Here is a 26,593-nt window from a genome sequence, read left to right as displayed (position 1 = left end):
CTTAGTTTTCCTCCTTTTCTTCGATACCACTGTCAGATGAAATGACTCCATCGCGGATGACGATTTGACGCTTCGCATAGGCGGCAATTTCAGGCTCATGCGTTACCATAATGATGGTTTTTCCTTCTTTGTTTAATTCAACTAAGAGTTGCATGATCTGATTACCCGTTTTGGTATCCAGAGCTCCAGTTGGCTCATCAGCCAAGATAATAGATGGATTGTTGACAAGAGCTCGTGCAATGGCAACCCTTTGTTTCTGCCCCCCAGACAACTCCGATGGCAAGTGATGGCTACGCTCAGTCAGTTCAACCTTTTCCAGATACTCTTCTGCTAATTTGCGACGTTTTGAAGCTGAAACTCCCGCATAAATCAAGGGAAGTTCGACATTCTGGAGAGCATTCATTTTGGACAAGAGAAAGAATTGCTGAAAGACAAAGCCAATCTCTTGATTTCGCACCTTGGCTAATTGTTTTTCACCCAAACCAGCTACTTCTTTTCCATCTAGAAAATACTGACCACTTGTAGGGGTATCCAACATACCGATGGTATTCATGAGGGTGGACTTACCAGAACCAGATGGTCCCATGATAGCCACGAATTCTCCCTCGTGAACTTCAAGGTTAATGTCTTTGAGAACTTGAAGCTCTTGATCACCATTTCGATAACTACGGCAGATATTTTTGAGGCTAATTAGTTGCTTCATCAGTCTTCACCTCTTTTCCTTCTTGCAAGGAAGCTGTCGGATTACTGATGACTTTTGCTCCATCTGTCAGACCAGATGTGATTTCTTGGTTTTCTGCATCTGCATTGCCCAATCCAACTTCAACTTTTTTGGCCTTTTGATTTTCATCAAGAATCCAAACATAGTTTTTATCTTCTTCCATGACGATACTTGTAATAGGAACAAGCAATGCTTTACTCATGCTTTTCACTTCGACACTGACAGTAAAACCTTGTTTCAGATCACCAATTTCACTAGTTACATCGACCGTATATGGGTATTTAGAACCTGTGTTTGAACCAGCTAAGCTACTACTTGCTTCACTACTGTTCTTTGGATAATTTGAAATATAGCTAATCTTACCATTCCAAGTTTTATCTGGATAAACCTTTGAAGTAAAGGTAACCTCTTGGCCGACAGAAAGGTTTGCAAGATTGTACTCAGAAAGCTCTCCCTTGACCTGCAAGTTATCGTTACTTACGATATGAACCAAAACTTGACTATTTCCTGTTGGAGATTTTGAAACATTACGATTCACTTCAACAACTGTTCCCTCTACAGTACTCAATACAGTAGCAGAATTCAACTGGGCTTGAGCTTTTTCGAGTTGCGCTTCTGCATCTGCACGCACATCACGTGCATCGCTGATTTGAGAATCAATAGCAGCTGTGGCAGAACCGGATGACTGAGCTGGTGCTTGTCCAGTTGCTCCTTCTAGACCTGCTTGAGGAAGACTTGGTGTTGCTGCGGCGGTATTACGTGCATCGTTTAATTCATTGATATGACGGTCAGCTTTAGCTACAGCACGGCTTGCAGCATCATAGGCAGCCTGGGCTTCTGTACTACTATACTTGACTAGTGCCTGCCCCTCGCTAACCTTATCTCCTACAGAAACCAAAACCTCATCCAAGTCACCCTTACTTGCATCATAATAAACATATTGTTCATTCTGAGCCGTCACAGTACCTGATAAGAGAACCGATGAAGCCACTGAACCCTCTTTGGCAAGAACGATTTTTGCAGTTTCATCTTGTGTTGCAGCTTGATTTGGTTGTCTCAATAGAAGGACAGCAGCTGCTCCTACTACAAGAACTGACGTAACTCCTATAGCTGTAAATAGGGGCCATTTTTTAGCTTTTGACTTCTTTTTCATATCATACCTCTTTTATAAACATATATTAAAATTATAGCACAAGTCCTAAAAATGGACAATTGCTTTCTGACCATCCAAAAATAATTGCCAAATCTTTTATTGTTGTGTTAGTTATATAATACAACTTCTTTTTTATTTTTGCAAGCATTTTCTTAAGAAATTTAAGCGTAGCAGATTTTTGCATTGACTTTCAAAAAAAGATAGAATATGACTAGAAAACAACTAAAGGAGCTTTCTTATGAGAGAATATGATATTATCGCCATCGGAGGAGGTAGCGGGGGAATTGCTACCATGAATCGTGCTGGTGAACATGGTGCTAAAGCTGCAGTTATTGAGGAAAAGAAATTAGGTGGAACTTGTGTCAACCTCGGCTGTGTCCCTAAAAAAATCATGTGGTATGGAGCCCAAATTGCAGAGAGTATCCACAAATATGGACCTGACTATGGATTCACAAATACTGACAACGAATTTGATTATGCAACTCTTCGTCAGAATCGTGAAGCCTATATTGACCGTGCTCGCTCGTCTTATGATGGAAGCTTCAAGCGCAACGGAGTTGATTTGATTGAAGGGCGTGCCGAGTTCGTTGATGCTCATACTGTCAGCGTTAATGGCGAGTTGATCCACGCTAAGCATATTGTGATTGCGACTGGAGCTCATCCTCATATTCCTGCTATTCCTGGTGCTGAACTAGGTGGTAGCTCAGATGATGTCTTCGCCTGGGAAGAGTTGCCTGAATCGGTAGCTATTCTAGGTGCTGGTTACATTGCTGTAGAATTGGCTGGTGTACTCCATACACTTGGTGTTCAGACAGATTTATTTGTCCGCCGTGAACGTCCGCTACGTGGATTTGATAGCTATATCGTTGAGAGTCTAGTTCAAGAAATGGAAAATACAGGACTAAACCTCCACACACATAAGGTTCCTGCTAAACTTGAAGAAACTGAACAAGGTATTACCATTCATTTCGAAGATGGCAGCACTCATACTGCCAGTCAAGTTATCTGGGCAACTGGTCGTCGTCCAAATGTTAAAGGACTTCAACTCGAAAAAGCTGGTGTCACCCTCAATGAACGCGGCTTTATCCAGGTTGATGAATACCAGAACACCGTCGTTGATGGAATCTACGCTCTTGGAGATGTCACAGGTGAAAAGGAACTAACCCCTGTTGCTATCAAGGCTGGTCGTACCCTATCCGAGAGACTTTTCAACGGTAAAACCAATGCAAAAATGGACTACACTACTATTCCAACTGTAGTTTTCTCACACCCAGCAATCGGAACAGTCGGTCTGACTGAGGAAGAAGCTATCAAAGAGTACGGCCAAGAAAACGTTAAAGTCTATACTTCAAAATTTGCATCTATGTATTCTGCTGTTACTAGTCACCGTCAAGAAGCTCGCTTCAAGCTCGTAACAGCTGGTGCAGACGAAAAGGTAGTTGGCCTTCATGGAATCGGCTATGGCGTTGACGAAATGATTCAAGGTTTTGCAGTTGCTATCAAGATGGGAGCTACAAAAGCTGACTTTGATGCTACTGTCGCTATCCACCCAACTGGCTCAGAAGAATTTGTAACCATGCGTTAAAAGAAAAGAGAGACCCCTTGGTCTCTTTTTTACTCTAAATCGGCCGTTACAAATTTGTAACCTTTTATTTTAAAATAGGTTGACATTCATATCTCATTTAGTATAATAGTTACTATAATTTATAGAAGAGGTTAACTATTTTGAAAAAAGCACACATTTACGCTATTCCTGCTATTGGAGCGGCTCTTATTGCAGTATTGGCCCAAATTAGTATGCCGATTGGTCCAGTTCCTTTCACTCTGCAAAACTTTGCTATTGGACTCATCGCTACTGTTTTTAGACCAAGGGAAGCTGTTCTCTCTGTCGGACTCTATCTCTTACTTGGGGCTATTGGCCTTCCGGTCTTTGCTAACGGTGGAGCTGGATTTCATGTTTTAGTTGGACCAAGCGCTGGTTATCTTTGGTTCGACCTTGTCTATGCAGGGCTTGCTTCCTATCTCATTCACACCAATAGTGGTGTCCTACGTATTTTCTTTGCAAATCTCTTGGGAGATTCACTTGTTTTTGTCGGTGGTATTCTCAGTCTTCACTTCTTAGCTGGAATGCCTTTTGATAAAGCACTGGCTGTCGGTGTTATTCCCTTTATCATACCTGATCTTGCCAAAATTGTAGCCATTAGCTTCATCAGCCGACCACTACTCCAACGTCTTCGTACACAAGCTTATTTTTCAAGCAAATAAAAGAGGCCGGGATTTTCCCTAGCCTCTTTTTAATTAATCTTAGATGAACGTTTATTGATTCTTATAAGCATCCACCATGATTTGAAATTCTTCATTTGAGAGGGTAATTCCTTTCCCCATCTTGGTGTGGTCAGGACTCCAGCTACGAATGTCAAACTTCGCTGGCGCACCATTAAAGCTGACACGATTGATTTCTTTGGTCCATCCTTTTTCATTTTCAGATAGAGTAAGCAAGTGTTCTTCAATTTCAAATGTAAATTCTGCCATGTTTTTCTCCTTTTTGTTCTCAATTGATTATTCGAAAAATCTTGTAGATTTCATAAAATTTTTATATAATGATTAAAAGAAGGGAGGCCGGAATGAAAGATTTATTAAAACAGACTTTGCAAAAAGTCCATGATTTTGTCAATGGATATGAAGATTCCATTCCTGAAAAAAGCGATTTCCTAATTGCTAGACTTGAAAAAGCCCTAGCCCAAAAAAAGGCTGTACATATCATCTTTGCTGAGTCAAGTTTTACAGGCGATATTATCAAGTATGATACTGACCGCCAACAAATTATCGTTAAAAATTTCGCCAAAAACGTCAGCCGTATTATTCGAGTGTCGGATATTCGAAGAGTAACTTTCGTTCCTTCTACTATCCAAACGGCCCAAAAAAGAAGATTTAAGAAAGAGTGAGATGCTTCTATCATCTCACTCTTTTTATCTTAGCGAATTTGTTCAAAATGAAGGTGAACAGCGATGTGGTCGCCATAACCACTTCTCTCCAAATCACGTTGCAAACGATAAGAGATATAGTGTTCTGCGATTGTAATGTAGCCAGCACCAAGCAAGCGGTGCTCAACCATTGATTGAATCATACTGATAGTCGCACGCTCTACTTTTGCTTCTTCCAAATCCAACACAACTTTTTTAGTAACTTGAGCTAGATTTTGGCGCAAATCGTCAGTCAAAACATAGACTGTCTGAGCCGCCTTAAGGATAGCTTGGTAGATTTTATCTGGATCAAAATCAGCGACTTGTCCATCACGTTTAATTACTTGCATAGTTTTCTCCTTTTAATTGTTATTTTCTTTAATTTCTGCTAACATTTTTTCTTCTTCTGCTGTCAATTCATAGTTGTCCAGCAAATCAGGTCTACGTTGGTAGGTTTTCTTAAGACTCTCATAGAGTCGCCATTGACGTATGTTTTCATGATGTCCACTCATAAGCACATCTGGGACTAACATTCCACGATAATCGTAAGGTCTTGTGTACTGAGGATATTCCAAGAGTCCTGATGAAAAGCTATCATCTTGGTGACTTGCTTCCTTGCCGATAACTTCTGGAATCAAGCGAACCGTTGCATCAATCATGGTCATCGCTGCTAGTTCTCCACCAGTCAAGACATAATCTCCAAGAGATATCTCATCGGTTACCAAGGTCTTAATACGCTCATCATAGCCTTCGTAGTGACCACAGATGAAGATAAGTTCTTCTTCTTGTGCTAAATCCTCCGCATAACCCTGGTCAAACTGCTTCCCAGCAGGGTCTAAGAGGATCACGCGAGGGTTCTTTTTTTCAATCGCATCAAAGGCGTCAAAGATGGGTTGCGCTCTAAGGAGCATCCCTTGACCACCTCCGTAAGGTTCATCATCCACATGACGGGCCTTTTCAGCGTAGTCACGAAAATTATGATAGTGGATATCTAAGAGTCCTTTTTCACGAGCCTTGCCAACGATGGAATGTTCTAAGGGTGTGAACATTTCTGGAAAGAGAGTTAAAATATCAATCTTCATCGTCTAACCCTTCTAAGAGTTCAACATCCACACGGTTATTAGGAATATCTATATTGAGAACTACAGGCGGGATATAAGGTAAGAGTAGGTCTCGTTTGCCTTTTCGTTTGACTACCCAGACATCATTGGCGCCTGGCTGAAGGATTTCCTTGATAGTTCCAATCAAGTTATCTCCCTCATAGACTTCTAAACCGATAATCTCGTGGTAGTAAAACTCACCTTCATCGAGGTCATTGAGATTCTCCTCAGCAACCTTCAGACTGTAACCCTTGTATTTTTCGATATCATTGATATGGTACATATCTTTAAACTTGATGATATCGAAGTTTTTTTGTTTACGGTGGCTTGCAATGACCACTGTACGCACAAATTGATCTTTTTCATCAAATAAGGCAAGCTCTGCCCCTTTTTTAAAGCGTTCTTCAGCAAAATCTGTCACTGACAAGACTCGCATCTCACCCTGCAAACCTTGCGTATTGACGATTTTCCCAACATTAAAGTAGTTCATCTGATCTCCTGTATCTGTTTCTCCCTTTATTTTATCATGTTACAGGGATTTTCACAAGTTGGAGAAAAGAGCAACTATGGATGGTTTTTATCTAAAAAGCTTTCCAAATCTTGTACATGCTGATACTTGATGGATGCCTTTTTGTCTTTTTCAAAAATGGTCTTCGTTAGGTCAATATCGTTGATAGCTGCAATTGCCACTGTGTAGTGAATGATATCTGCCAACTCCTTTGCCAATTCCTCGTTTGAATCTTGGACATCCTCTTTTCTACCTGAACGTCCATTTAAAACCTCAGCGACTTCTCCAACTTCTTCCACTAGTTTGATAAAAAGTCCTTCTTCTGTTCTAGATTGTTGGTAATGATCAAGTAAGTATTCCTCTAGTTGTCTAACTGTTAAATCTCTCATTCCTTCTCCTTGCAAAAAAAGCGAGACCATGTCCCGCTTTTCTTATTTTTCGTCAATAACGATTCTTACTTTTTTGTCTTCAGTTGGGACAGAGTAGACAATCGTTCTTATCGCAGAAATAGTGCGACCCTTACGACCGATTACACGACCCACATCGCTCTGGTCAAGATCCAAATGATATTCCAAAAATTCTGGTGTATCTTCAATCTTGATAGTTAAGGCATCTGGTTGTGAAATCAAAGGTTTCACAATTGCAATAATGAGATTTTCAATCGTATCCATCTGTCAACCTACTTTAAACTTATTTTGAGAATTTAGAATCGTGGAATTTCTTCAATACACCTTCTTTTGAAAGGATGTTGCGAACTGTATCTGAAGGTTGAGCTCCATCAGCCAACCATGCCAAAATACGGTCTTCTTTCAAAGTTACTTGGTTTTCTTCAACAAGTGGGTTGTATGTTCCAACTGTTTCGATGAAACGTCCGTCACGTGGTGAACGTGAATCTGCTACGTTAATACGGTAGAAAGGTTTTTTCTTAGAACCCATACGAGTCAAACGGATTTTTACTGCCATTTTTAATATCTCTTTTCTTTTATTTTTTATTTCGGTGAAATAGCTAAGCTATTTAGCACATGTTCTATTATAGCAGATTTCTGAGAGGTGTCAAGAAAAAAACTTGACAGACTTTAAAATTTTTAAATTTTTTAGACTAATAGGGATAAATTAGAAAGAAAAAATTAACTTCTACACCTACAAAGCTTATTCTGACAGACTTTATAACAGTCTAAGAAAAAAGTAGAGTTTCATACAGTATCTAGATTTTCCAAAAATTCTTTATCATCAAATACTATTAACGAAACTATCCAAACCAAATCCGATGCATTGCTTCAAAGAATTCTTTAGTTGTTTGACTAGCGAGGTCTTTAATTAAAAATTTTTTTCAAATAATTGCCACCTTGACACATAAAATTCTTGCTTTCTAAATTTAAGTGTGATATATTTATAACATAACATTTAAATGTTATATATTTATAACACAAAAAAGGAGTCTATCATGAAAAAAAGTCAAAAAATGCGTGGCCTCATTGCAATGATTGCCGTAGCTCTCTTTATTGATTTTATTGTTTTATTTGGTTCTAATCTTAGTTGGGGACCCAAGTTAGTTATTACTGGTATTTCAGTGTTAGGTCAAATTATAGCTATTTGGAGCTGGCTACATATGAAATCACGGCCTCATAAGATTCAGAAAGGTATGGGGAAGACTATTTTCGACTTGTCTGTTAAGCTTTACACGATACTTGTGTTTGCAGCAAGCATTTTTTATACAGTAGGGCTTTGGGTTGCAACCCCTAGCGTAAGTTCTGGTATTAAAGAATGGAGTTTCGGAATTATCCTCGTTATTGAAGTGATTCTATTTGGTTTTTTCTCTTTAAAAAATGTCAAGGAAACTCCGGACGAACGCTTTTATGCTAATTTAGCAAAGGCAGCTAGCTTGATGTTTGTTTTTATGCTAGGTGCACTGATGATCCTAGCAGTTAGCATTGGATATATAGGGTCTCTCACGCTTTACATGGGCCAGATCTTTATTAGCATAGCTGCCTTGATTTTAATCTTTGCGGTTGTCTATTTTATCTTGGAACGGAGAGGATAAGCATGGCCAAAGAAAGCAAGATTATTACTAATCTCAAATCTGTTCGTGAGTCCACAGGCATGACCCAGCAGGAGTTAGCCGACCTTATCGGCATGCGACGCGAGACAATTCTGCACTTGGAAAATAATCGTTACAATCCTTCGCTGGAAATGGCTCTTAAAATTGCTCAAGTTTTTGATTTGAAAGTAGAAGACCTCTTTGAACTCAGACAGAAAGAGGAAGCATAATTCTTTTCGAGACCTAGCATTAAGTTCATTGATTAATTAGGAATTGAAGCCAAAAGAAAAAATCCTTTGAAAATGTGCTCTTTTAAAATATAGTAATTCTTATGGCATTGATATCCCAAAACATTTAGATACGCTTGTTGAAAAAGGATATGCTATTATCGAAACCGCCTTTGACTCGCTTTACCATCTAAATGCTACTATGAAAAAGAGTATCCTTAAAAAGAAGGGTGTTACTGGACTCTCCAAGATGAAGGCCACCGAATTGAATCAAGCACTTCATGATCATTTTTCAGAAGAAGAATTAGCTAACCGCTTTTCGATTCGTGGCTATAAACTAACTCCAAAAGGTGAACAAGCTCTCAAAGACCATCAAGTAATCATTGACCTCCATCCTAAAAAGAATCTTTAATCAACCAAAGCTGGTTGATTTTTTTGTAATTTTTTAAAACACTTACAAATCATTACAATTATTGACAAATGCTTATAAAAAGAGTATAGTATTAAAAAAAGGAGGAATTCCTATGTACCAAGAACAACGATTAGAAGAAATCATAAAACTTTTAGAGGATAGAGGAAGTCTGTCAGCAAAAGAAATGGTTGACCATTTCCATGTTTCCAAAGATACCATCCGTAGAGATTTTTCAATTCTCGCAAAGGAAAAACGAGCAAGAAGAACTCATGGAGGTTTATTGCCAATTCAAAAGCAAAGGATTCTTGATTTTCAAGGTAGAGCAGAACAATCTTCTAAAGAAAAAGAGAAAATTGCTCATTTAGCTACCCAACTCATTTCTGATTCACAACTGATATTCTTTGATGTTTCAACCACTATACTTGAGTTAGCAAAAATTATAGATAAAAAAGTTACTATTTTCAGTCATTCATTAGATAACGCACTTATCTTAGGAAATAATGAAAATGTCGATTTTCATATTCTCGGTGGAAAATTTCATAGACAGAATCGTTTTTATTATTCACTAGAAGAATCCAATACTTTAGAGGGAATTAGATTTGATGTAGCATTTTTTGGCGCTGCTAGTCTTTCAGACGGACAAGTTAGTTTTGAGGATCAAGAAGATGTTCTCATGAAAAAAAGAGCATTTAAAACTAGTAAAATTCGCGTCTTGTTAGCTGAAACAGGAAAGATAAACAAACACTCTCATTTTATACTTTCTGAACTAGCTGATTTTGATTACTGGATTACAGATAAAGAGCCTGATGTAGAAATACAAGAATCTTTAGATGGTAGAACAACAATACTATTTTAAAAAGGAGCAAAATATGTCAAGAATTAAATTAATTATGAGTGATATTGACGGCACTATTTTGGATAAAAATCACCAATTAGATTCTTATTTGATAGAACTGATGCCACTTTTAAAACAATGTAATATTCCTTTTGTTCTAGCTTCTGCTAGATCTCCTCTCGGTATAGCTCCAATTTCTAAAGAACTTGGCATCACCGACTGTCCTATTGCCTGCTATAATGGAGCACTCATCAGTTTAGGAGATAAAATCCTAAGTCAGTATTCTATTGATAAAAGCGAATTGCTCTTACTTCATGACTTTTTGAAAAAAGAATTCCCGACAGTTTCTATAAATGTTTATTCTGGAAAAGATTGGCTTGTGAATACTATTGATGAATGGGTAGAAATCGAAGCAACTATTACTGGAGAAAGTCCAAAAGTTACATCTTTAGCAGATTTTATAAGAGACGAGAAAACTCTTGTTCATAAACTTTTGCTGATAGATAATACGGATACCATACAGAAACTTCAAAAAACCTTATCCTCAATAGATTTCCCTCAAACCGACTTCTATCTCTCTAAAGATAACTATCTAGAAGTTACACATAATCAAGTATCCAAAAAACAAGCTCTGTTAGAATTAGCAAATTACTATCAACTTCCCCTTACCTCAATTATGACTCTCGGTGACAATTATAATGATATTCCCATGATTGAAACCGCAGGGCTAGGTATAGCCATGGGGAATGCTCCTAGAGATGTCAAAACTTGTGCAAAAGCAGTTACTGACTCTAATGAACAAAATGGAGTAAGTAAAGCTATAAAGTTACATGTGTTAGATAAATATTCTTAATTGAAAATTTGAAATCCCCTTTCTTTTACGGTACAATGGTAGAAATGAATCTTGAAAGGAATAACATGAAGAAATTAGCTACACTACTACTCATCTCAACATTTGCCCTTGGTGGATGTACTAGTATCCAACGTGCACTTCGTGGGGATGATTACGTTGATACAAAAATTGCCGAGGAAGAACGTTCAAAAGCGACTGCCCAAGCAGAAAAGGATTTGAAAGACGCCTTAACAAACGAAAATGCTAACTTCCCTCAACTTTCTAAGGAAGTTGCTGAAGACGAGGCTGAAGCTATCCTCCACACAAGCCTAGGCGATATCCGTATCAAGCTCTTTCCAAAGTTAGCTCCACTTGCCGTTGAAAACTTCCTTACTCACGCTAAGGAAGGCTACTACAATGGGGTTACGTTCCACCGTGTGATTGACGGATTTATGGTACAAACCGGAGATCCTAAGGGAGATGGAACAGGTGGTGAATCTATCTGGCATGATAAAGACAAAACCAAGGACAAGGGAACCGGTTTTAAAAATGAAATCTCTCCATACCTCTATAATATCCGTGGTTCCCTATCCATGGCCAATACTGGTCAACCAAGCTCAAATGGTAGCCAATTCTTCATCAACCAAAGTACAACAGACTATTCTGCTAAACTTCCTACAAGTAGCTATCCTAAGAAAATTATCGAAGCCTACAAAGAAGGCGGAAATCCAACTCTTGACGGAAAACACCCAGTCTTTGGTCAAGTAATCGATGGGATGGACGTTGTAGATAAAATTGCTAAGGCTGAAAAAGATGAAAAAGATAAACCAACTACTGCTATTACAATCGACAGTATCGAAATTGTTAAAGACTACGATTTCAGTAAACAATAACACCATTAACTATAAGGAGATGTTAAAATGATTCTATTTTGGGGGTCAAAAGGTTACCAAAAAGTGTTGGGACATACACAAACTGCTATCGAATGTGGTCATTGTAACAATGTTGGTACTTGGGAAATTACGGAATACGGACGTAAATTTACTCTTTACTGGATTCCGCTCTTCCCTTATGGTAAAACTTATTTCGTTTCTTGCCCGATTTGTCACTACGGTAAAGAAATTCAAAAATCTGAGATTGATCAATATCTCAACTATTAAAAAAGATAGGTCATGTGCCTATCTTTTTTTATTTACACCTCCATGTAAACGCTCTCTTTTTGTTTCAAATATGATATAATTTAGTCAATAGTAACGAGGAGGTTTTCCTATGAAACCTTATAAGATAAATATATTCCGGCTTGGTTTACTCTTATTTTCGTATTTAATCTTTAATGTCGTTTATTCGATTACATATGATTCTGGAGGTTTTGCTTTTATAATCTTGTGGCCGGCATTTTTCGCATCATATGCTGGAATAGTGCTAGGAAATATTTTTATTTTTAGAGATATTTCAAAATTAAAAGCCTCCTTTGAAGATAATGAGTTGATTCAAAAGACATGTACAATACAGTTAGTTCTAGCTACAATTGGATTTTTCATGCAAATAATAGGTTTTAAGGGGGCTCCACTTAATTACATTGATAATTATCCACTACTAGTTAGCGCTAGTATTGTGTACTCTATCGTTCTCCTTATCGGTATTTATCAGACGATAAAGTTAGGACAAGGGAAAGATATTTCGGCAAAACTTGGTTTTGTCTTTGCTGTTACGGTAATTTTATTTACTAACCTAATACTAATTACAAGCTCTTCCTCTTCTATTAAAAATACTACTCCTTCTTTCGCTGAAGAATTCCAATCACTTGGGCTTAAGGGAAAGGTTGAGGTAGTTGATAAACACAGAGAGATTGAAGCATTTTATGGAACAGCCTACAAGCTAACATATACAGAAAATTTATCAGATGGAACTATTTTAAAAGAAACTACTACTGCAAAAATTCATGGAAAGGATGGAGAACATTTATCAAATTTCTTTCTTCTTTCAGGAACAGATCTCGAAACACTTCTTAATGACAAAGAAAAGGCACTGTTTCACACTGTCAAACAAGACGAATTCAGTTTCTTGCTACATGTAAACCAAGAAAGACCAAATCTACAACAAGAAGAAGATAGTATCAAAAATGCTACTGCTGACAAAATAAATAAGCTTTTTAATACACCAGGAAAAATTGCTTCTAGTTTTGAATTTAGAAAATATCCTATAGAAAACTACTATGTTGCAATTATGGCTCAGGCTATCAGCAATCGAGAAAAAGGGGATTCTGACGCAGCTGGTTTTTATAATATTACAACAAAAGATCTCATGAAAAACAAGGGTATCACTCTCGATTTTGATTGTGACCTTACGAAAATCAAGGCAGAAAATGGTAGTCCTTTAGATGCCTTTAAGGAAAAAATCTTATCTTTACCAAAAAATTCATTTTCCGATGGAATCTATAACATCAGTTGTTCTTATGATGAAAATGGAATAAAAAAGAAAGTTACTTGCCCATTTGTTGTTGAAGATGGTGTGGGACACTTTGAAGAGGATGAAATCGTGGAAAATCAAACAAATTAGTTATTTTTGATACTAAAACAAGTTGATAGCAGCACGACTTCTATTATTTGTAACCCTCGTAAAAAAAGCCAAGTCATATAGACTTGGCTTTTTTATGGCTATTTATGTTAGTTCATTGAAATCCCAGATTTGATCCATCCAACCTTCATAGAAGTCTGGTTCGTGGCAGACCATAAGGATAGAGCCCTTATACTCTTTTAGAGCTCGTTTAAGCTCGTCCTTGGCATCCACATCCAAGTGGTTGGTAGGCTCGTCTAGAACAAGGACATTGTTCTCACGATTCATCAAGAGACAGAAACGAACCTTGGCTTGTTCCCCACCTGACAAGACCTGAATCTGGCTTTCGATATGCTTCGTCGTCAAACCACAACGGGCAAGGGCTGCACGGACTTCTGCTTGGTTAAGGGCTGGAAAGGCATTCCAAACAGCTTCTAAAGGTGTCTGGCGATTGCCACCTTCCACTTCTTGCTCAAAGTAACCAAGTTCTAGATAATCACCGCGTTCAACTTCACCAGCAATTGGCGGAATAATTCCCAAAAGAGACTTCAAGAGGGTTGTTTTACCGATACCATTGGCACCAATAATCGCAACCTTCTGATTGCGTTCAAAGGTAAGATTTAATGGTTTTGTAAGTGGGCGGTCGTAACCAATCTGCAAGTCTTTGGCTTGGAAGATAAAGCGACCTGGTGTACGAGCTGGTTTGAAATCAAAGGAAGGCTTTGGTTTCTCACTTTGGAGCTCGATAATGTCCATCTTATCTAATTTCTTCTGGCGAGACATGGCCATGTTACGAGTTGCGACACGCGCCTTATTACGGGCCACGAAATCCTTGAGATCAGCAATTTCTTTCTGTTGACGCTCATAGGCTGCTTCCAGCTGCGATTTCTTCATGGCATAGACTTCTTGGAACTGGTAGTAATCTCCAGAATAACGAGTTAACTGTTGATTTTCAACGTGATATACGATATTGATCACATCATTGAGGAATGGAATATCGTGCGAAATAAGGACAAAGGCATTCTCATAGTTCTGCAGATAACGCTTGAGCCAGTCAATATGCTCCGCATCTAGATAGTTGGTTGGCTCATCAAGCAATAAGATATCTGGCTTTTCAAGGAGGAGTTTAGCCAAGAGTACCTTGGTTCTTTGTCCACCAGATAAGGCTGTTACGTCCGTATCCATACCATAATCCATGACACCGAGAGCACGAGCAACTTCGTCAATCTTGGCATCCAAGGTATAGAAATCACGACTTTCCAAACGGTCCTGAAGTTCGCCGACTTCTTCCATCAATGCATCAATATCAGCGCCCTCTTCTGCCATTTCCATATAAAGGTCATTGATGCGAGCTTCGGCTTTGAATAATTCGTCAAAGGCAGTCCGAAGAACGTCACGCACGGTTTGACCTTCTTTGAGAACTGCATGCTGGTCCAGATAACCTGCTGTCACATATTTGGACCATTCCACCTTACCTTCATCAGGTACCAACTTACCAGTCACGATGCTCATGAAGGTTGATTTCCCTTCACCATTAGCACCGACCAGACCGATATGTTCACCTTTTAGGAGTCGGAAAGACACGTCTTCAAAAATCGCACGGTCACCAAAACCGTGACTTAAATTTTTTACTTCTAAGATACTCATTTTAATTCCTTATCTTGTTTTTATGTAGTAGTTTATAAAGGACCCAGGCTAGGTAGCCACCCAAAGTGTTGGTCCATAAATCATCAATCTCAAAGACCCGATTGAAATCAAAGAAAAAGTCTAAAACTAGCTGTGTGCATTCGATTCCCAAGCTCAATAAAAAGCTAAACAAAATCACACGCTTCGTTTTTCTTAGTGCAGGTATAAGATAGAGAAGCTGGAAAATTAAAGGGAAGAGCAAGAGGATATTTAAAGCATTTTGTAAAAAAATCCAAAATAGTTGTATAGGGCTGGTTACTTCTCCCAGATTCCAAAGGGAGTTAAAAGGCGTCAAAAGAAAAACCAGGCGTCCAAAAGTTTGAATACCTGGAGTTTCCACTCCTGTAGGAAGTTGAGGCTGGGGAGTAAAACAAAAACAGACGATACAAAGACTGTATAATAGCACTCCCAAAATTAGTATTTTTTTTCGATTCATCTTATGGATTTACTTCAGCTACTGCTTTTTGGCGATCACGCTTCATGGTATTTGAACGCAATTGTCCGCATGCGGCATCAATATCTGTACCGTGTTCTTGACGAACAACACAGTTGACGCCTTTTTTCTTGAGCGTATCATAGAAGGCCATAACACGCTCTTTGGGACTACGACTGTATTGGTCGTGCTCACTGACCGGGTTGTAAGGAATCAAGTTGACATATGACAATTTCTTAATGTTCTTGAGCAATTCTGCTAACTCAAGTGCTTGTTCGACTCCGTCATTGACTTCATTTAGCATGATATACTCAAAAGTTACACGGCGGTTGGTTGTTTCGATGTAATACTCAATCGCTGCAAAGAGTTTTTCAATTGGAAAGGCACGGTTAATCTTCATAATGCTTGAACGCAGTTCATTGTTTGGAGCATGAAGAGAAACAGCAAGGTTAACCTGTACTCCTTCATTGGCAAACTCACGAATCTTATGAGCCAAGCCAGAGGTTGATACGGTGATGTGACGAGCACCGATTGCCATTCCCTTATCGTCATTGATGGTACGAATAAAGTTCAAAACGTTATTGTAGTTATCAAATGGTTCTCCAATACCCATAACAACGATATGGCTAACACGCTCATCTTGACCACGTTCGTCAAAATATTTTTGAACAAGCATAATCTGGGCAACAATTTCTCCGTTATTGAGGTCACGTTGCTTTTTGATCAAGCCTGATGCACAGAAGGTACAACCGATATTACATCCTACCTGAGTTGTTACACAGACTGATAAGCCGTAGTGTTGACGCATAAGCACCGTCTCAATCAACATACCATCTGGCAACTCAAAGAGATACTTTACAGTTCCATCGGCTGACTCTTGAACGATACGTTGTTTCAAAGGATTAACCACAAACTGCTCGTTAAGCTTGGTAATCAAATCCTTAGACAAGTTAGTCATTTCTTCAAATGTCTGAACACGTTTACGGTAAAGCCATTCCCAGATTTGATCCGCTCGGAATTTCTTTTCTCCTTGCTCTAAGACCCATTCTTGCATTCCTTGACGAGTTAAACTATAAATCGACGGTTTCATCTTTTCTCCTTATTTTCTAGTCTTTCTTACGGATGACGAAATGACGTTGTCCCTTTTCTTCATTCTGAGGTTTCTGTTCTTTACGACGACGTCTATTTCTCTTGTCCGTATGATTTTTTTTCTTATTTTGAGAAGACTTTTTCCCTTTACGGTTGTCTTTCTCTTCTTCTTTCTTGCGCATTTTTTGGTCAAATGGTGCTCGTTTCGGTGTCTCATTTTCTAAGACAAAATAGGCACATCCATAGCTACAATACTCGAGTAGATAATCTTGTAAACGACTGATTTTCTCGAGAGATTCTTCAGCTCGCTCATTCTTGTAGAATCCTCGCAAGCGCAACTGCTCATTGCTCCAGTCTCCTACAATATAATCATACTTGTTTAAAACTTCCGAAAAGCGTTGAGTAAAAGCTGTTGCATCAAAGGCTTCCTTACTATTTTCAACCAAGTTGAAGGTGAATCCTTCAGCCTCGACTTTATCTCCAGATAGATGAAATTCTGGACCAGGGAATTTATTGTAATTGTATAATTCAGGTGCAATTTCTTTACGCATAATATTCCTTTTTAACGTTTACTTAATACTCTATTTTACCATATTTTTGCCATATTTACATCTTTTGATTTAAAATGAAAAAAGTCTGACGATTTCACCCTTTAATTCTATAAGACACAACTGTACTAAAAAGAAAAAACTGGGAAAACCCAGTTTTTAAATATTATAGGTAAAGTAATTTGAAAAGTGCTACAGCTGCAATAGCAGCAGCAATCGGTGCAACTACTGGTACCCAAGCATACCACCATTTTGAATCACCCTTGTGTTCACCAAGGATTGATTTAGGAAGTACTGCGTGAAGAAGACGTGGTCCAAAGTCACGAGCTGGGTTCAAACCTGGTCCTGAAGGTCCACCAAGAGATGTTACCAAGGCCATTACTAGGAAACCAAGTGCCAAGTGTGCGATACCAAGACCTGGTGACAAGAATGGAGCCACTTGAGTTTTTGCTTGTTCAAGAGCTGCTGTTACTTGTTCTTGAGGAATTGTTTGACCTTGAGCAGTCGCTTGTGCCACTTGGTCATTAATCAATCCTTGGGCTTTAGAAAGCAATTCAGCACCAAAGAAGTTCTTTGTCATACCGAGTGCTGCGAAGAAAAGAACAAATGACCCAACAAACTCATTGATAAATCCGTTCACAGTTGCTGCGAAGCGTGATTCTTTTGTTCCGTGGTCGATACTTGAAATTGTTGAGAAAGTTCCCAAGATGTTATTTGGATTTTCTGTCTTCAAGTAGTAGGGACGGTGAGTCGCAACAACCAAGGCTTGTCCGAAGATTGCTCCCAACACTTGTGCGATGATGTATTGGGCTACTTGTGACCAAGGGAAGAGACCGCTAACTGCAAGTCCAAGAGTGAAGGCTGGGTTGATATGGTTACCAGAAACGTTACCAAACATCAAAGCTGGGATCATAACCCCCATACCGTAACCAACAGCGATAACGAGCCAGCCACTTTGGTGACCTTTCGTACCTTTAAGTTCAACGTTGGCAACTGCACCATTACCCAAGATAATCAAGATAGCTGTTCCCAAAAATTCAGTGGCATATTTGACTGCCCATGTGAAATCCATTGATAGATTCTCCTTAATATTTTTTAGACAATCCCTATTCTATCAATTTTTAAACCTTTTAGCAACAGATTTTCTAAAAGAATCTAAGGGGAAAACGCTTTTATTTCAAGTCTACAAAAAAGACCTAACAAACATCCTTTGTTAAGTCCTAATTTCGATTATTCTTGACGCTGACCAAAATCCTTAATCATCTGCTCCATTTCCTCACGACTTGGTGTCGTAAGCATATAGAGATAGTCTCCTTGCAATTCAGCAAAGGCTGCCGGCATGATTTTCTTTACTTTGAACTGTTGACCATATTTAGCGAGCAAGTCTTCTTCTGAATAAACATAGTTAGCATTGGCGCGACGAGATGTTGCCAAGCAATACTGGGTTTCAAACGGAGACTCTGGGAATGCTTCACCTGCAACGATAGCTGCATAGCCCTTGTACAAATCCAAGGAATGCGCATAGTTATAGACATCAATAGTGAAGCCACCCGCTGGACGGTTGTTGTACTCAATAGCAATATAATCATCACCCTCACGGAAGAACTCGATGTGGAAGAAACGTTCTTTCATACCAAATTCCTTGACAATAGCCTCACCATATTTACGCAATTTTGGATCCATATCTTTAAGAACATAATAAGAATTGTCCATCTTGTAAATCATGAGATCAAGGGGTGTATGTGCATAGTCAAAGGTAGTTGAAAAGACAATATTCCCGTCTCTATCCACCAAACCATCGAAGGTACAGATTTCACTAGAGGTAACAAATTTTTCAAAGAAATAAATGGTTGAGTGGTCCCATTCAGCCTTAAAGTGGTTTACATCATCTTCTGTTTCAAGTTTGAAGGTTGCTGCTGCACCTACTCCATTGTCAGGTTTGGCAATCATCGGAAGACCGATTTCTTTCACAGCTTTGTCAACATCTGCATCTGTTTCAATGACAGCACCTGGCACAACTGGAACTCCAGCTTTTTTGAAGAGTTTTTTCATCTCAGACTTAAACTTGGTCTTCTTGAGGTCTTCTGGTTTGGCACCAAAGACATGAAACTGTTCACGAAGGGCAGCATCCAACTCTAGCCAGTATTCATTGTGTGATTCGATGCGGTCAATTGGACCATGCTTATAGAAAAGAAAGGCAACTGCTCGTTTAACCTCATCGATATTTTCAAGATTATCAACTCGGAAGTACTCCGTCAAGCTATTGCGCAATGGTTCATCTAGCTGTTCGTAGGGTTCTTGCCCAATCCCTAGAACTGTGATTCCTTTATTGGCTAACTCAATACTAAATTGCTGAAAATTTTGTGGGTAATAGGGTGAAATTACAAGATAATTCATAAGCAACTCCTTTTATAGACTCATATGACCGAGGAAATAAGGCATTTGTTTGCGCCACCATTCCCAGTCATGGGCAACATCGTGCCCCCATTCTGCAAACCAGGCAGGAATTTGTTTTTGGTCAAAGGCTTCTTTTAACTTGTAGTAAGAAGGAAGGCCATCCTGTTCCCAAGCACCTAGTCCTGTACAGATGACAATCTCAGCCTGACGGTAACGATCGATAAACCAACCATCATTTTGATTCCAGATATAGTCTACTGGTGAATTTTGATAGATAGCATCATCGTTGTAGTAATCTCCAACAAAGAAACGAGCATCATAGACACCACTGAGGGCGATAACCTTGGTAAAGACATCTGGATGCTGGAGGAAGAAATTCAAAGCGTGATAGGCTCCCATAGAGCACCCTGTTGTCATCATACCGTCAAACCAGCCTGTCTTGTGCTTGATAAAAGGAATAGCTTCTTCAATCACATATCGTTCATAGGCACGGTGCATCTCAGCTTGATCATGACTATTTTTCCAAGTCGCAAGCCAGCTCTCACTATCTACACTTGAAAGGGTAAAGAACTGCACGCGACCTTCTTCAATAAAGGATGCACAAGCATCAATCATCCCAAAATCATAGTATTCATTGTGGCTACCACCAGAAGAAGCAAAGACAACAACTGGGATGCCTCCATGTCCGTATCGATTGACATACATTTCACGGTTAAGATGACCACTCCAGTGGCTAAGATGTTCAATATGCATATCCTGTCTCCTTTATACTAATTACCAATTTTCTGCAAAAAAGCGTAGGCAAGCTGGAAGATTTTCTGACCATGGCACTTCATGGTGAATGGCTCCAGCCTGAACCTTGAGAGAGAGATTTTCCAACTGTACTCCTCCTGCTATCAAATCATGATAATAGCGAAGAGAAGAGTCAATATAGGCCTGCTTAATATTACCAGCCATAAGGGTCTTGTCTGTATCGTCTGCTTCTTCCGTACCAACGTAGATAAAGACACGTTGATCAGGTAATAGTTTTTTACGCTCCATATAGCGATCAAAGGCCTCTTGGTGAAGCCAGTTAGCTGATGAAAAGACACCCAAGCAGCCAATCTGGTCTTGATACTCCAAGCCAATAAACTGGGTAATATTTCCACCCAGAGAAGACCCAACCATAGCAGTATGCTTGCGGTCTGATTTTGTACGATAGTTTTCATCGATAAAGGGTTTGACCACTTCCATGACAAACTCGGCGTACTCGACTCCCTTACCACCAAACTGTTGACCAGGAATATTAGACTCTTGGAATTTCCATGCCGCATACTCATTCATCCGTCCTAGACCATCATTATCAATAGCCACTACAATCATACGGCTGATATCTGGATTCCGTTTAATGGTAGGAATAATCTTCCATGAATGACCGACATAGGATTCTTTACTATAAAAGACATTTTGACCATCATGGAAATAGACAACCGGATAAGTTCGATCCGTGTCTTTCTCGTAGTTTTTCGGGAGGAGAACACGTACACGGCGGTCCTTGCCTGTGTATGGAACCTTCAGTTTATGCTCTCGCATTTTCAGGTAAAAGTAGGATTGATTCATTGTCAGAAAACTCTCTATATTCAAAATTTTACCTAATTATATCATAAAAATAGAAAAAAAGTCAGTTTCCGTCCAAATTTAGGACAATAAACTAACTTTTTTTACTTATTTTATTTTTTCCTCTGGTTTTTCTGATTAAAGGAGGTCATCAATTAACTCATCAACCGCATCTTTCTCAGCTTGAGGTGTAATTTCAGTAATCATGATTCCTGCTACTGCTCGCTCAACCAATCCTTCAACATCCATACGTGTTTCATACTGTTCAGCATTCTTAATCTTTGGATTTGTCTTCGGACGATCAGGCGCAAAAATCGTACAGCAGTCTTCAAAAGGTTGGATAGAAATTTCAAAGGTATCAATTTCCTGCGCAATGTCAATGATTTCCAACTTATCCATAGTCACAACTGGTCGGATAATCGGTGTATTGGTTACGGCATTGATAGCCTGCATACTTTCTAGGGTTTGGCTTGCCACCTGACCAAGACTTTCACCATTGATGATGACCAAACCTTTTCTCACTTCACGGATACGGTCGGTAATCCGCATCATAAAGCGGCGAGTCAGAGTCATGAGGTAAGCTTCTGGGGCCTTAGCCTTAATCTCTTCTTGAATCTCAGTGAAAGGCACTTCGATAAACTGGATATTCCCACCGAACTTAGTCAATTTACGGGTCAAATCCTGAGCTTTCTTGAGGGCACCTGGACTAGTATATGGTGGGCTCGCAAAGTGAACAGCCTCGATATCTACTCCACGTTTTAGAGCTAGATATCCAGCAACAGGCGAGTCAATCCCACCTGACAACATGAGCATTCCTTTACCAGAAGTTCCAACTGGCAACCCACCCGCACCACGAATGGTCTCATAAGAAAGATAGGCTGCTTCCTCACGAATTTCCACTTGCAGATTGATATCGGGATTTTTCATCTGGGCTTGTACATTTGGAATGGCTTCAAAAACAGCACCACCAAGAACTTGGTTGAGTTCACGACTATCCAGTTCAAAGTTGTGATCACTACGTTTGCTAGAGATCTTAAAGGTCATGCCTTCCTTATAGATGTCCCGCATAATCTCTTGGACAGCAGATTTAAGAACTTCTACAGATTTTTCAACCTTATATACTGGAGAAAAGTTTTGAATCCCGAAAACCTGTTTGAGAGACTCAGCTACTGCTGCATAGTCGGCTCCATTAAGATAAGCATGGGCACGGTCGCGATCAGCAGTTACCTTGACTTGAGGATAGATAGATAAAACATCTGAGATATTATTACGTAGTTTATTGATGAAACGCATACGGTTTTTACCTTTGGTTGAAAGTTCCCCGTAGCGAATCATAATTTCTGAATATTGCATGAATGCTCCTATCTTACTTTTCTAGTTTGATTGTAAATTAATTTTAGTTTGGTCAAAAATTGCTCAACTTGACTCATGTCATTTTCTAGGTCTAGGCTGACGCGTACTGCTGACTGGGCCTTATCTTTTTCAACCCCCATGGCAATCAAGGTACCAGCAGGTTTTCCTGCCTTGGACGAGCAAGCAGAGGTTGTGGAAATGAAAATATCATAGTCTTCAAATGCATGAACGATGACTTCACCACGGACACCCTTAATCCCAAAGGTCAGAATATGAGGAGCAAAGTCTTCCTCACCTGAGAAAACAAAAATATCTGGATATTCGAGTAGAGCTTGACGGATGACTGCCTTCATCTGACTTGTTTTGCTTGTAAACAAATCCAGTTTTTCCATGGCTAGACGCAGAGCCTTGGCTGTCGCTGCAATTCCTGCTACATTCTCAGTAGTTGAACGATAGTCACGCTCTTGGCCACCACCAGTTAATAGGGGCGTAATCTTCTTACCAGACTTGATATAGACAAATCCAACACCACGAACTCCGTGGAATTTATGACTAGAGAAGGTCGCAAAATCCACTCGGTCAGTCAAATACTTTTCTGTCGGAATCTTAGCTAAAGCTTGAACAGCATCAACATGGAAGGAAATCGTTGGCTTATCTGCCAAAAATTCTGAAATAGCTTCAATAGGCTGGATTGAGCCGATTTCATTGTTGACTGCCATGATAGAGACTAGCGTTGTATCAGGACGAAGTAGATTTTCTAAAGCAGCTACATCTACAAATCCTTTTTCATCTACTGGTGCAAAATCCACCTCAAATCCTTGAGTCTGAAGCCAAAGAGCAGATTCCTTAACCGCTGGATGCTCAATTTCTGACACGATGATGTGTTTACCAAACTGAGCTTTTTCAAAAGCGACACCTTTGATAACCCAGTTATCTCCTTCGGTACCACCAGAGGTAAAGAAGACTTCTTCGCTTTTCTTACCAATTAAATCTGCAATTTGCTGACGAGAAGCTTCTAAAATTCTGGTAGACTGATCACCCAAACGATGAAGGCTAGATGGGTTACCAATAATTTTTGCAGACACCTGCATGTAAGTTTCAAGTACTTCAGGATAAGGCTTGGTCGTAGCCGAATTATCAAAGTAAATCATTGTTTCTCACACTTTCTAAAATCACTCCTTCTATTGTAACACGAAACAGTTCAGGCGACAAGAAATGCCGTTCAGGTTCATTTAAGTTTTTTTTAAAGATTTTGGGTATAATGAATCATGGTAAAGGAGAGAAATTATGTCTAACTATCGCAGAAAATCAAAACCTAAAACTGAACATATCAAAAAAGGCTTTACCGTCTTTCAAAAAACAATTGCAACTTTAGCCAGTATCCTTGGTTTGATTACAGCTAGTATCACTATCATGAATGCTTTAGATAAAAACAAGGATCATAAAGATACGACTACACAAACAACCATTATCAAGGAAGTTCAAAAGGAAGCTCCCGCTGAATCCAATGCACCTGCACAGAATCAAGGAAGCAACCAAGAAACTAATTCTGCAAATGGTGGAGTTGACGATAAAAACAATAATGTTCAATCAGAAGAGACTACTCAAGCTTCTAACAACGTCCCAAAAAATCAAACTGATGGAGTTGCTCAATCTGATACAGTTGCGACAGACAATAAAACAAACCCTTAACAATAAAGCTTCTCTCCAGTTTCGGAAAGAAGCTATTTTTTTATTGTTGTAAGACTTTTCGAGGTTTTGTACCTTCAGCTGGACCGATAACACCAGCCATCTCTAATTCTTCCATCAATCGAGTTGCTCGGTTAAAACCAACTGATAAACGACGCTGAATCATGGAGGCACTCGCCTTTTGTGTCTCGATGACAAGGGCTTTTGCTTCTTCAAAGAGTGGATCTCCAGCATCATCGCTAGAACCAAAGTCGCCTTCAGTCTCGGACACTTCTCCAGGGTCAAAACTTTCATCATAGTCAGCATCTGCTTGGGCCTTGATGAAGTTCACAATACGCTCGACATCATCATCTGAGATAAAGGAACCTTGAAGACGAACTGGATGGTTTTCATCGATTGGCTTAAAGAGCATATCTCCTCGACCAAGCAATTTCTCAGCACCGTTTTCATCTAGGATAGTTCGTGAATCCGTACCTGATGAAACAGCGAAAGCTACACGAGACGGAACATTGGCCTTAATTAAACCAGAGATAACATCTACTGAAGGACGTTGGGTTGCAAGGATCATATGGATACCAGCTGCACGCGCCTTTTGTCCTAGACGGATAATAGCATCTTCTACTTCCTTGCTGGCAACCATCATGAGGTCAGCTAACTCATCGACAATCACAACGATTAAAGGTAACGGTACTTGTTTGTATTCAGACTGAGCGTTAAACTCTTCTACCTTAGCATTGAAACCAGCGATATTTCGAACTCCGACTTTAGCAAATAGTTCGTAGCGGTTTTCCATTTCATCTACGACTTTTTGAAGAGCTTTACTTGCCTTGCGAGGATTTGTTACAACTGGAATCAAGAGATGAGGGATATCGTTGTAAACTGATAACTCGACCATCTTAGGGTCCACCATCATAAACTTGACTTGGTCTGGACGAGCCTTCATCAGAATACTTGCGATAATACCATTAACTGCAACAGATTTACCTGAACCAGTAGAACCAGCTACAAGTAAGTGAGGCATTTTAGCCAAATCAAAACTACGAGCCGTACCATTGACTGCTTTCCCAAGAGGAATTTCTAAAAGATTTTCAGGTTTTGTTTGAGATTGTTCCCAAAGCTCACGGAAGGATACAGTTGCAATTTCCGAGTTAGGAACTTCGATACCTACCAAGGATTTCCCAGGAATCGGTGCTTCGATACGGACATCTTTAGCAGCCAAAGCCAAAGCCAAATCGTCTGCTAGGTTTGAAATACGGTTGACACGGACACCAACTGCAGGTTTAACCTCATACTTGGTCACCGACGGACCGATTTCTGCTCTTTCTACAGTCACTTTAATACCAAAACTTGCGAAGGTCTCTTCCAAAATTTTAATATTTTCTCGAACGATTTTCTTTTCTTTTGACTGATCTTTTGGTTTGTCTGGCGCAAAGAGTTGCAAACTTGGAAGCTTATACTCCAAGGCCTTTTTAGCAGAAAAGTCTACTTCTACCTCTTCGTCATCATCATCATCTTCTTCAGAGAAAACTTCTTCCTCTGGATAGTCTGCTTCTTCAGGGTAATCAAAATCAGCTTGCGGGAGAATAATCTCAGGTTCTACCCATTCCTCCTCTGGAAGTGGAGGAAATTCTTGCAGTGGTTCGTCTGATAAGATTTCTCCAGTTTCCATATCTACAGGCTGCATGTCAAGCAAAGCCTGCTCTTCTCTTTCTTTTTCAAGTCTTGCTTGCTCTTCTGCTTCTCTTCGTCCCTTTTCTTCTTCACGCTTGATAAAGCGCTCTTGTTTTTTCTGTTCACGGCGCTCCATCCAGATAGCAAATCGAGCTGAAAGAAAATCAGCAATATCATAGATAGACCATGGACTCATTAAAAGAGCTCCGATTAGAATTAAGATTGCCCCTATGAAATAGGTACCGATATTTGAGAACAAAAAGGCTACCGGAATGTAGAGCCCTACCCCTAACAAGCCTCCCCCTGCAAAACTGGTTACTTGAAAACTGGTTAAATCTTTAAAGACTTGTCCAATCGTTCCTTGAAAAACAGCATTTGCCATGCTAAGCTTCCAAACAAGATAAGCTTGAAAGATGAGGAGCAAGCCTGCAAAAATAAAGAAGAAACCTGCTAGCAAGCCTTCTTGTTTATGAATCCATTTAAAGAAGAATAGATAAATCAAGAGAGAGAAAATAGCTAAGTATGCTAAACTCCCTACGAGTAAGCGAATCAGGTTATAAACAGTGATTCCGACAGCTCCCCATTTAAGAGCAGCAAAAATTAAACAGATAGCCAAAGCTAAGGAAATCAACATTCGTTGAATCGCTTGTTTTCTTTCCAATTCTGCTTTAGACGGTCTTCGTCTTGTTTTAGTTGTATTCTTGTTTGCCATGCTTCTATTATATCATATTTCATGAACTTTTCGAGAGGTTAAAAAAATGACTGCCCACTTTCGTGTTCAGTCAT

General features: G+C 39.4%; 32 protein-coding genes. 12 read left to right on the top strand and 20 right to left on the bottom strand.

Annotated elements, in window-relative coordinates; genetic code table 11:
• Window position 1 precedes the first annotated feature (1 nt).
• Entirely contained in the window at window positions 2–703 is a 702-nt protein-coding gene (locus LG369_RS02910; protein WP_225750181.1) for an ABC transporter ATP-binding protein, read from the bottom strand.
• Window positions 687–1,874, bottom strand: a complete 1,188-nt coding sequence (locus LG369_RS02905; protein WP_225750180.1) for an efflux RND transporter periplasmic adaptor subunit — start codon at window positions 1,872–1,874, stop codon at window positions 687–689. The genes LG369_RS02910 and LG369_RS02905 overlap by 17 nt, the downstream gene beginning before the upstream one ends.
• A 238-nt stretch (window positions 1,875–2,112) precedes the next feature.
• Between LG369_RS02905 and gor the strand changes: the two genes are divergently transcribed.
• Both gor and LG369_RS02895 read left to right on the top strand, forming a co-directional pair.
• A complete protein-coding gene (gene gor, locus LG369_RS02900; RefSeq protein WP_225750179.1) occupies window positions 2,113–3,459 on the top strand; it encodes a glutathione-disulfide reductase in 1,347 nt (448 codons plus the stop codon).
• Between the two features lie 140 nt (window positions 3,460–3,599).
• Window positions 3,600–4,139, top strand: a complete 540-nt coding sequence (locus LG369_RS02895; protein WP_004253081.1) for a biotin transporter BioY — start codon at window positions 3,600–3,602, stop codon at window positions 4,137–4,139.
• Window positions 4,140–4,190: 51 nt separating this feature from the next.
• Here the strand turns inward: LG369_RS02895 and LG369_RS02890 are convergent, their stop codons facing one another.
• Complete coding sequence (locus tag LG369_RS02890; protein WP_225750178.1) at window positions 4,191–4,406, bottom strand: YdbC family protein; 216 nt, start codon at window positions 4,404–4,406, stop codon at window positions 4,191–4,193.
• Window positions 4,407–4,498: 92 nt separating this feature from the next.
• Here LG369_RS02890 and LG369_RS02885 point away from each other — a divergent pair, with 92 nt between their 5' ends.
• Window positions 4,499–4,819, top strand: coding sequence for a cytochrome P450 (locus LG369_RS02885; RefSeq protein ID WP_225750177.1), 321 nt, complete (start codon window positions 4,499–4,501; stop codon window positions 4,817–4,819).
• 29 nt (window positions 4,820–4,848) lie between these two features.
• On the opposite strand, the gene LG369_RS02880 is transcribed toward LG369_RS02885, so the two are convergent.
• The 6 genes from LG369_RS02880 to rpsP form a co-directional block, all read right to left on the bottom strand.
• Window positions 4,849–5,187, bottom strand: coding sequence for an ATP cone domain-containing protein (locus LG369_RS02880; protein ID WP_004253071.1), 339 nt, complete (start codon window positions 5,185–5,187; stop codon window positions 4,849–4,851).
• Between the two features lie 12 nt (window positions 5,188–5,199).
• Window positions 5,200–5,919: a tRNA (guanosine(37)-N1)-methyltransferase TrmD gene (gene trmD / locus LG369_RS02875; protein ID WP_225750176.1), complete on the bottom strand. Its 720-nt coding sequence runs from the start codon at window positions 5,917–5,919 to the stop codon at window positions 5,200–5,202.
• On the bottom strand, window positions 5,909–6,427 hold the full coding sequence (gene rimM, locus LG369_RS02870) for a ribosome maturation factor RimM (RefSeq protein ID WP_016465641.1): 519 nt from the start codon (window positions 6,425–6,427) through the stop codon (window positions 5,909–5,911). Before rimM ends, trmD begins: the two co-directional genes overlap by 11 nt.
• Window positions 6,428–6,501: 74 nt before the next feature.
• Window positions 6,502–6,834 (bottom strand): MazG nucleotide pyrophosphohydrolase domain-containing protein, encoded by a 333-nt coding sequence (locus LG369_RS02865; protein WP_225750175.1) that lies wholly within the window; start codon window positions 6,832–6,834, stop codon window positions 6,502–6,504.
• Window positions 6,835–6,876: 42 nt separating this feature from the next.
• On the bottom strand, window positions 6,877–7,116 hold the full coding sequence (gene kphA, locus LG369_RS02860) for an RNA-binding protein KphA (RefSeq protein ID WP_000379617.1): 240 nt from the start codon (window positions 7,114–7,116) through the stop codon (window positions 6,877–6,879).
• Window positions 7,117–7,135: 19 nt separating this feature from the next.
• The gene (rpsP, locus tag LG369_RS02855) at window positions 7,136–7,408 is read right to left on the bottom strand and encodes a 30S ribosomal protein S16 (protein WP_004253064.1); all 273 of its coding nucleotides are present in this window, start codon (window positions 7,406–7,408) and stop codon (window positions 7,136–7,138) included.
• A 481-nt stretch (window positions 7,409–7,889) separates the two neighbouring features.
• Here rpsP and LG369_RS02850 point away from each other — a divergent pair, with 481 nt between their 5' ends.
• The 8 genes from LG369_RS02850 (at window position 7,890) to LG369_RS02815 (ending at window position 13,348) form a co-directional block, all read left to right on the top strand.
• Window positions 7,890–8,486: a DUF3796 domain-containing protein gene (locus LG369_RS02850; protein ID WP_225750174.1), complete on the top strand. Its 597-nt coding sequence runs from the start codon at window positions 7,890–7,892 to the stop codon at window positions 8,484–8,486.
• 2 nt (window positions 8,487–8,488) lie between these two features.
• Window positions 8,489–8,713: a helix-turn-helix transcriptional regulator gene (locus tag LG369_RS02845; protein WP_006151257.1), complete on the top strand. Its 225-nt coding sequence runs from the start codon at window positions 8,489–8,491 to the stop codon at window positions 8,711–8,713.
• Window positions 8,714–8,912: 199 nt separating this feature from the next.
• Complete coding sequence (locus LG369_RS02840; protein WP_004253056.1) at window positions 8,913–9,122, top strand: hypothetical protein; 210 nt, start codon at window positions 8,913–8,915, stop codon at window positions 9,120–9,122.
• Window positions 9,123–9,234: 112 nt separating this feature from the next.
• A complete protein-coding gene (locus LG369_RS02835; protein ID WP_004253055.1) occupies window positions 9,235–9,978 on the top strand; it encodes a DeoR/GlpR family DNA-binding transcription regulator in 744 nt (247 codons plus the stop codon).
• Window positions 9,979–9,991: 13 nt separating this feature from the next.
• Window positions 9,992–10,810: a Cof-type HAD-IIB family hydrolase gene (locus tag LG369_RS02830; protein ID WP_004253054.1), complete on the top strand. Its 819-nt coding sequence runs from the start codon at window positions 9,992–9,994 to the stop codon at window positions 10,808–10,810.
• Window positions 10,811–10,875: 65 nt separating this feature from the next.
• Window positions 10,876–11,682 carry a peptidylprolyl isomerase gene (locus LG369_RS02825; protein WP_225750173.1) on the top strand — a complete coding sequence of 269 codons (807 nt, stop codon included), beginning with the start codon at window positions 10,876–10,878 and terminating at the stop codon, window positions 11,680–11,682.
• Window positions 11,683–11,709: 27 nt separating this feature from the next.
• A complete protein-coding gene (locus LG369_RS02820) occupies window positions 11,710–11,949 on the top strand; it encodes a zinc-ribbon domain-containing protein (protein ID WP_225750172.1) in 240 nt (79 codons plus the stop codon).
• A 109-nt stretch (window positions 11,950–12,058) separates the two neighbouring features.
• On the top strand, window positions 12,059–13,348 hold the full coding sequence (locus tag LG369_RS02815; RefSeq protein ID WP_225750171.1) for a hypothetical protein: 1,290 nt from the start codon (window positions 12,059–12,061) through the stop codon (window positions 13,346–13,348).
• A gap of 102 nt (window positions 13,349–13,450) precedes the next feature.
• Here LG369_RS02815 and LG369_RS02810 read toward each other — a convergent pair whose 3' ends face one another.
• The 10 genes from LG369_RS02810 to LG369_RS02765 form a co-directional block, all read right to left on the bottom strand.
• Window positions 13,451–14,992 carry an ABC-F family ATP-binding cassette domain-containing protein gene (locus LG369_RS02810; RefSeq protein WP_074324219.1) on the bottom strand — a complete coding sequence of 514 codons (1,542 nt, stop codon included), beginning with the start codon at window positions 14,990–14,992 and terminating at the stop codon, window positions 13,451–13,453.
• A 1-nt stretch (window position 14,993) separates the two neighbouring features.
• Window positions 14,994–15,467 (bottom strand): VanZ family protein, encoded by a 474-nt coding sequence (locus LG369_RS02805; RefSeq protein WP_225750170.1) that lies wholly within the window; start codon window positions 15,465–15,467, stop codon window positions 14,994–14,996.
• A 1-nt stretch (window position 15,468) separates the two neighbouring features.
• The gene (gene rlmN / locus LG369_RS02800; protein WP_225750169.1) at window positions 15,469–16,554 is read right to left on the bottom strand and encodes a 23S rRNA (adenine(2503)-C(2))-methyltransferase RlmN; all 1,086 of its coding nucleotides are present in this window, start codon (window positions 16,552–16,554) and stop codon (window positions 15,469–15,471) included.
• A gap of 16 nt (window positions 16,555–16,570) precedes the next feature.
• A complete protein-coding gene (locus LG369_RS02795; protein WP_004253808.1) occupies window positions 16,571–17,104 on the bottom strand; it encodes a YutD family protein in 534 nt (177 codons plus the stop codon).
• Window positions 17,105–17,267: 163 nt separating this feature from the next.
• Entirely contained in the window at window positions 17,268–18,173 is a 906-nt protein-coding gene (gene gla / locus LG369_RS02790) for an aquaglyceroporin Gla (protein WP_004253806.1), read from the bottom strand.
• Window positions 18,174–18,331: 158 nt separating this feature from the next.
• A complete protein-coding gene (locus LG369_RS02785) occupies window positions 18,332–19,498 on the bottom strand; it encodes an ATP-grasp domain-containing protein (RefSeq protein WP_225750168.1) in 1,167 nt (388 codons plus the stop codon).
• A 12-nt stretch (window positions 19,499–19,510) separates the two neighbouring features.
• On the bottom strand, window positions 19,511–20,251 hold the full coding sequence (locus LG369_RS02780; RefSeq protein ID WP_075567841.1) for an esterase family protein: 741 nt from the start codon (window positions 20,249–20,251) through the stop codon (window positions 19,511–19,513).
• 21 nt (window positions 20,252–20,272) lie between these two features.
• A complete protein-coding gene (locus LG369_RS02775; protein ID WP_225750167.1) occupies window positions 20,273–21,097 on the bottom strand; it encodes an alpha/beta hydrolase in 825 nt (274 codons plus the stop codon).
• A 135-nt stretch (window positions 21,098–21,232) separates the two neighbouring features.
• On the bottom strand, window positions 21,233–22,447 hold the full coding sequence (thiI, locus tag LG369_RS02770) for a tRNA uracil 4-sulfurtransferase ThiI (protein WP_225750166.1): 1,215 nt from the start codon (window positions 22,445–22,447) through the stop codon (window positions 21,233–21,235).
• Window positions 22,448–22,455: 8 nt separating this feature from the next.
• Entirely contained in the window at window positions 22,456–23,598 is a 1,143-nt protein-coding gene (locus tag LG369_RS02765; RefSeq protein WP_225750165.1) for a cysteine desulfurase family protein, read from the bottom strand.
• Between the two features lie 136 nt (window positions 23,599–23,734).
• Between LG369_RS02765 and LG369_RS02760 the strand changes: the two genes are divergently transcribed.
• Window positions 23,735–24,139 carry a DUF6556 family protein gene (locus LG369_RS02760; protein WP_225750164.1) on the top strand — a complete coding sequence of 135 codons (405 nt, stop codon included), beginning with the start codon at window positions 23,735–23,737 and terminating at the stop codon, window positions 24,137–24,139.
• A 40-nt stretch (window positions 24,140–24,179) separates the two neighbouring features.
• Here the strand turns inward: LG369_RS02760 and LG369_RS02755 are convergent, their stop codons facing one another.
• Window positions 24,180–26,468 (bottom strand): DNA translocase FtsK, encoded by a 2,289-nt coding sequence (locus tag LG369_RS02755; protein WP_413252022.1) that lies wholly within the window; start codon window positions 26,466–26,468, stop codon window positions 24,180–24,182.
• Window positions 26,469–26,593 lie beyond the last annotated feature (125 nt).

This window comes from Streptococcus sp. Marseille-Q4154 (genome assembly GCF_916700545.1).
Lineage (GTDB): Bacteria > Bacillota > Bacilli > Lactobacillales > Streptococcaceae > Streptococcus > Streptococcus infantis_I.
This window is presented reverse-complemented; position numbering and strand designations above follow the sequence as displayed.

Bases quoted from the DNA above. Each gene is read 5' to 3' on its own strand.
- LG369_RS02830 (WP_004253054.1), top strand. From the start codon at position 9,992: ATGTCAAGAATTAAATTAATTATGAGTGATATTGACGGCACTATTTTG.
- LG369_RS02785 (WP_225750168.1), bottom strand. From the start codon at position 19,498: ATGAATTATCTTGTAATTTCACCCTATTACCCACAAAATTTTCAGCAA.
- LG369_RS02825 (WP_225750173.1), top strand. From the start codon at position 10,876: ATGAAGAAATTAGCTACACTACTACTCATCTCAACATTTGCCCTTGGT.
- LG369_RS02795 (WP_004253808.1), bottom strand. From the start codon at position 17,104: ATGCGTAAAGAAATTGCACCTGAATTATACAATTACAATAAATTCCCT.
- LG369_RS02805 (WP_225750170.1), bottom strand. From the start codon at position 15,467: ATGAATCGAAAAAAAATACTAATTTTGGGAGTGCTATTATACAGTCTT.
- LG369_RS02910 (WP_225750181.1), bottom strand. From the start codon at position 703: ATGAAGCAACTAATTAGCCTCAAAAATATCTGCCGTAGTTATCGAAAT.
- rpsP (WP_004253064.1), bottom strand. From the start codon at position 7,408: ATGGCAGTAAAAATCCGTTTGACTCGTATGGGTTCTAAGAAAAAACCT.
- LG369_RS02835 (WP_004253055.1), top strand. From the start codon at position 9,235: ATGTACCAAGAACAACGATTAGAAGAAATCATAAAACTTTTAGAGGAT.
- LG369_RS02775 (WP_225750167.1), bottom strand. From the start codon at position 21,097: ATGAATCAATCCTACTTTTACCTGAAAATGCGAGAGCATAAACTGAAG.
- LG369_RS02890 (WP_225750178.1), bottom strand. From the start codon at position 4,406: ATGGCAGAATTTACATTTGAAATTGAAGAACACTTGCTTACTCTATCT.
- LG369_RS02815 (WP_225750171.1), top strand. From the start codon at position 12,059: ATGAAACCTTATAAGATAAATATATTCCGGCTTGGTTTACTCTTATTT.
- LG369_RS02820 (WP_225750172.1), top strand. From the start codon at position 11,710: ATGATTCTATTTTGGGGGTCAAAAGGTTACCAAAAAGTGTTGGGACAT.
- LG369_RS02780 (WP_075567841.1), bottom strand. From the start codon at position 20,251: ATGCATATTGAACATCTTAGCCACTGGAGTGGTCATCTTAACCGTGAA.
- gla (WP_004253806.1), bottom strand. From the start codon at position 18,173: ATGGATTTCACATGGGCAGTCAAATATGCCACTGAATTTTTGGGAACA.
- LG369_RS02865 (WP_225750175.1), bottom strand. From the start codon at position 6,834: ATGAGAGATTTAACAGTTAGACAACTAGAGGAATACTTACTTGATCAT.
- LG369_RS02885 (WP_225750177.1), top strand. From the start codon at position 4,499: ATGAAAGATTTATTAAAACAGACTTTGCAAAAAGTCCATGATTTTGTC.
- gor (WP_225750179.1), top strand. From the start codon at position 2,113: ATGAGAGAATATGATATTATCGCCATCGGAGGAGGTAGCGGGGGAATT.
- trmD (WP_225750176.1), bottom strand. From the start codon at position 5,919: ATGAAGATTGATATTTTAACTCTCTTTCCAGAAATGTTCACACCCTTA.
- LG369_RS02765 (WP_225750165.1), bottom strand. From the start codon at position 23,598: ATGATTTACTTTGATAATTCGGCTACGACCAAGCCTTATCCTGAAGTA.
- LG369_RS02840 (WP_004253056.1), top strand. From the start codon at position 8,913: ATGAAAAAGAGTATCCTTAAAAAGAAGGGTGTTACTGGACTCTCCAAG.
- kphA (WP_000379617.1), bottom strand. From the start codon at position 7,116: ATGGATACGATTGAAAATCTCATTATTGCAATTGTGAAACCTTTGATT.
- LG369_RS02880 (WP_004253071.1), bottom strand. From the start codon at position 5,187: ATGCAAGTAATTAAACGTGATGGACAAGTCGCTGATTTTGATCCAGAT.
- thiI (WP_225750166.1), bottom strand. From the start codon at position 22,447: ATGCAATATTCAGAAATTATGATTCGCTACGGGGAACTTTCAACCAAA.
- rimM (WP_016465641.1), bottom strand. From the start codon at position 6,427: ATGAACTACTTTAATGTTGGGAAAATCGTCAATACGCAAGGTTTGCAG.
- LG369_RS02905 (WP_225750180.1), bottom strand. From the start codon at position 1,874: ATGAAAAAGAAGTCAAAAGCTAAAAAATGGCCCCTATTTACAGCTATA.
- LG369_RS02810 (WP_074324219.1), bottom strand. From the start codon at position 14,992: ATGAGTATCTTAGAAGTAAAAAATTTAAGTCACGGTTTTGGTGACCGT.
- LG369_RS02850 (WP_225750174.1), top strand. From the start codon at position 7,890: ATGAAAAAAAGTCAAAAAATGCGTGGCCTCATTGCAATGATTGCCGTA.
- LG369_RS02760 (WP_225750164.1), top strand. From the start codon at position 23,735: ATGTCTAACTATCGCAGAAAATCAAAACCTAAAACTGAACATATCAAA.
- rlmN (WP_225750169.1), bottom strand. From the start codon at position 16,554: ATGAAACCGTCGATTTATAGTTTAACTCGTCAAGGAATGCAAGAATGG.
- LG369_RS02845 (WP_006151257.1), top strand. From the start codon at position 8,489: ATGGCCAAAGAAAGCAAGATTATTACTAATCTCAAATCTGTTCGTGAG.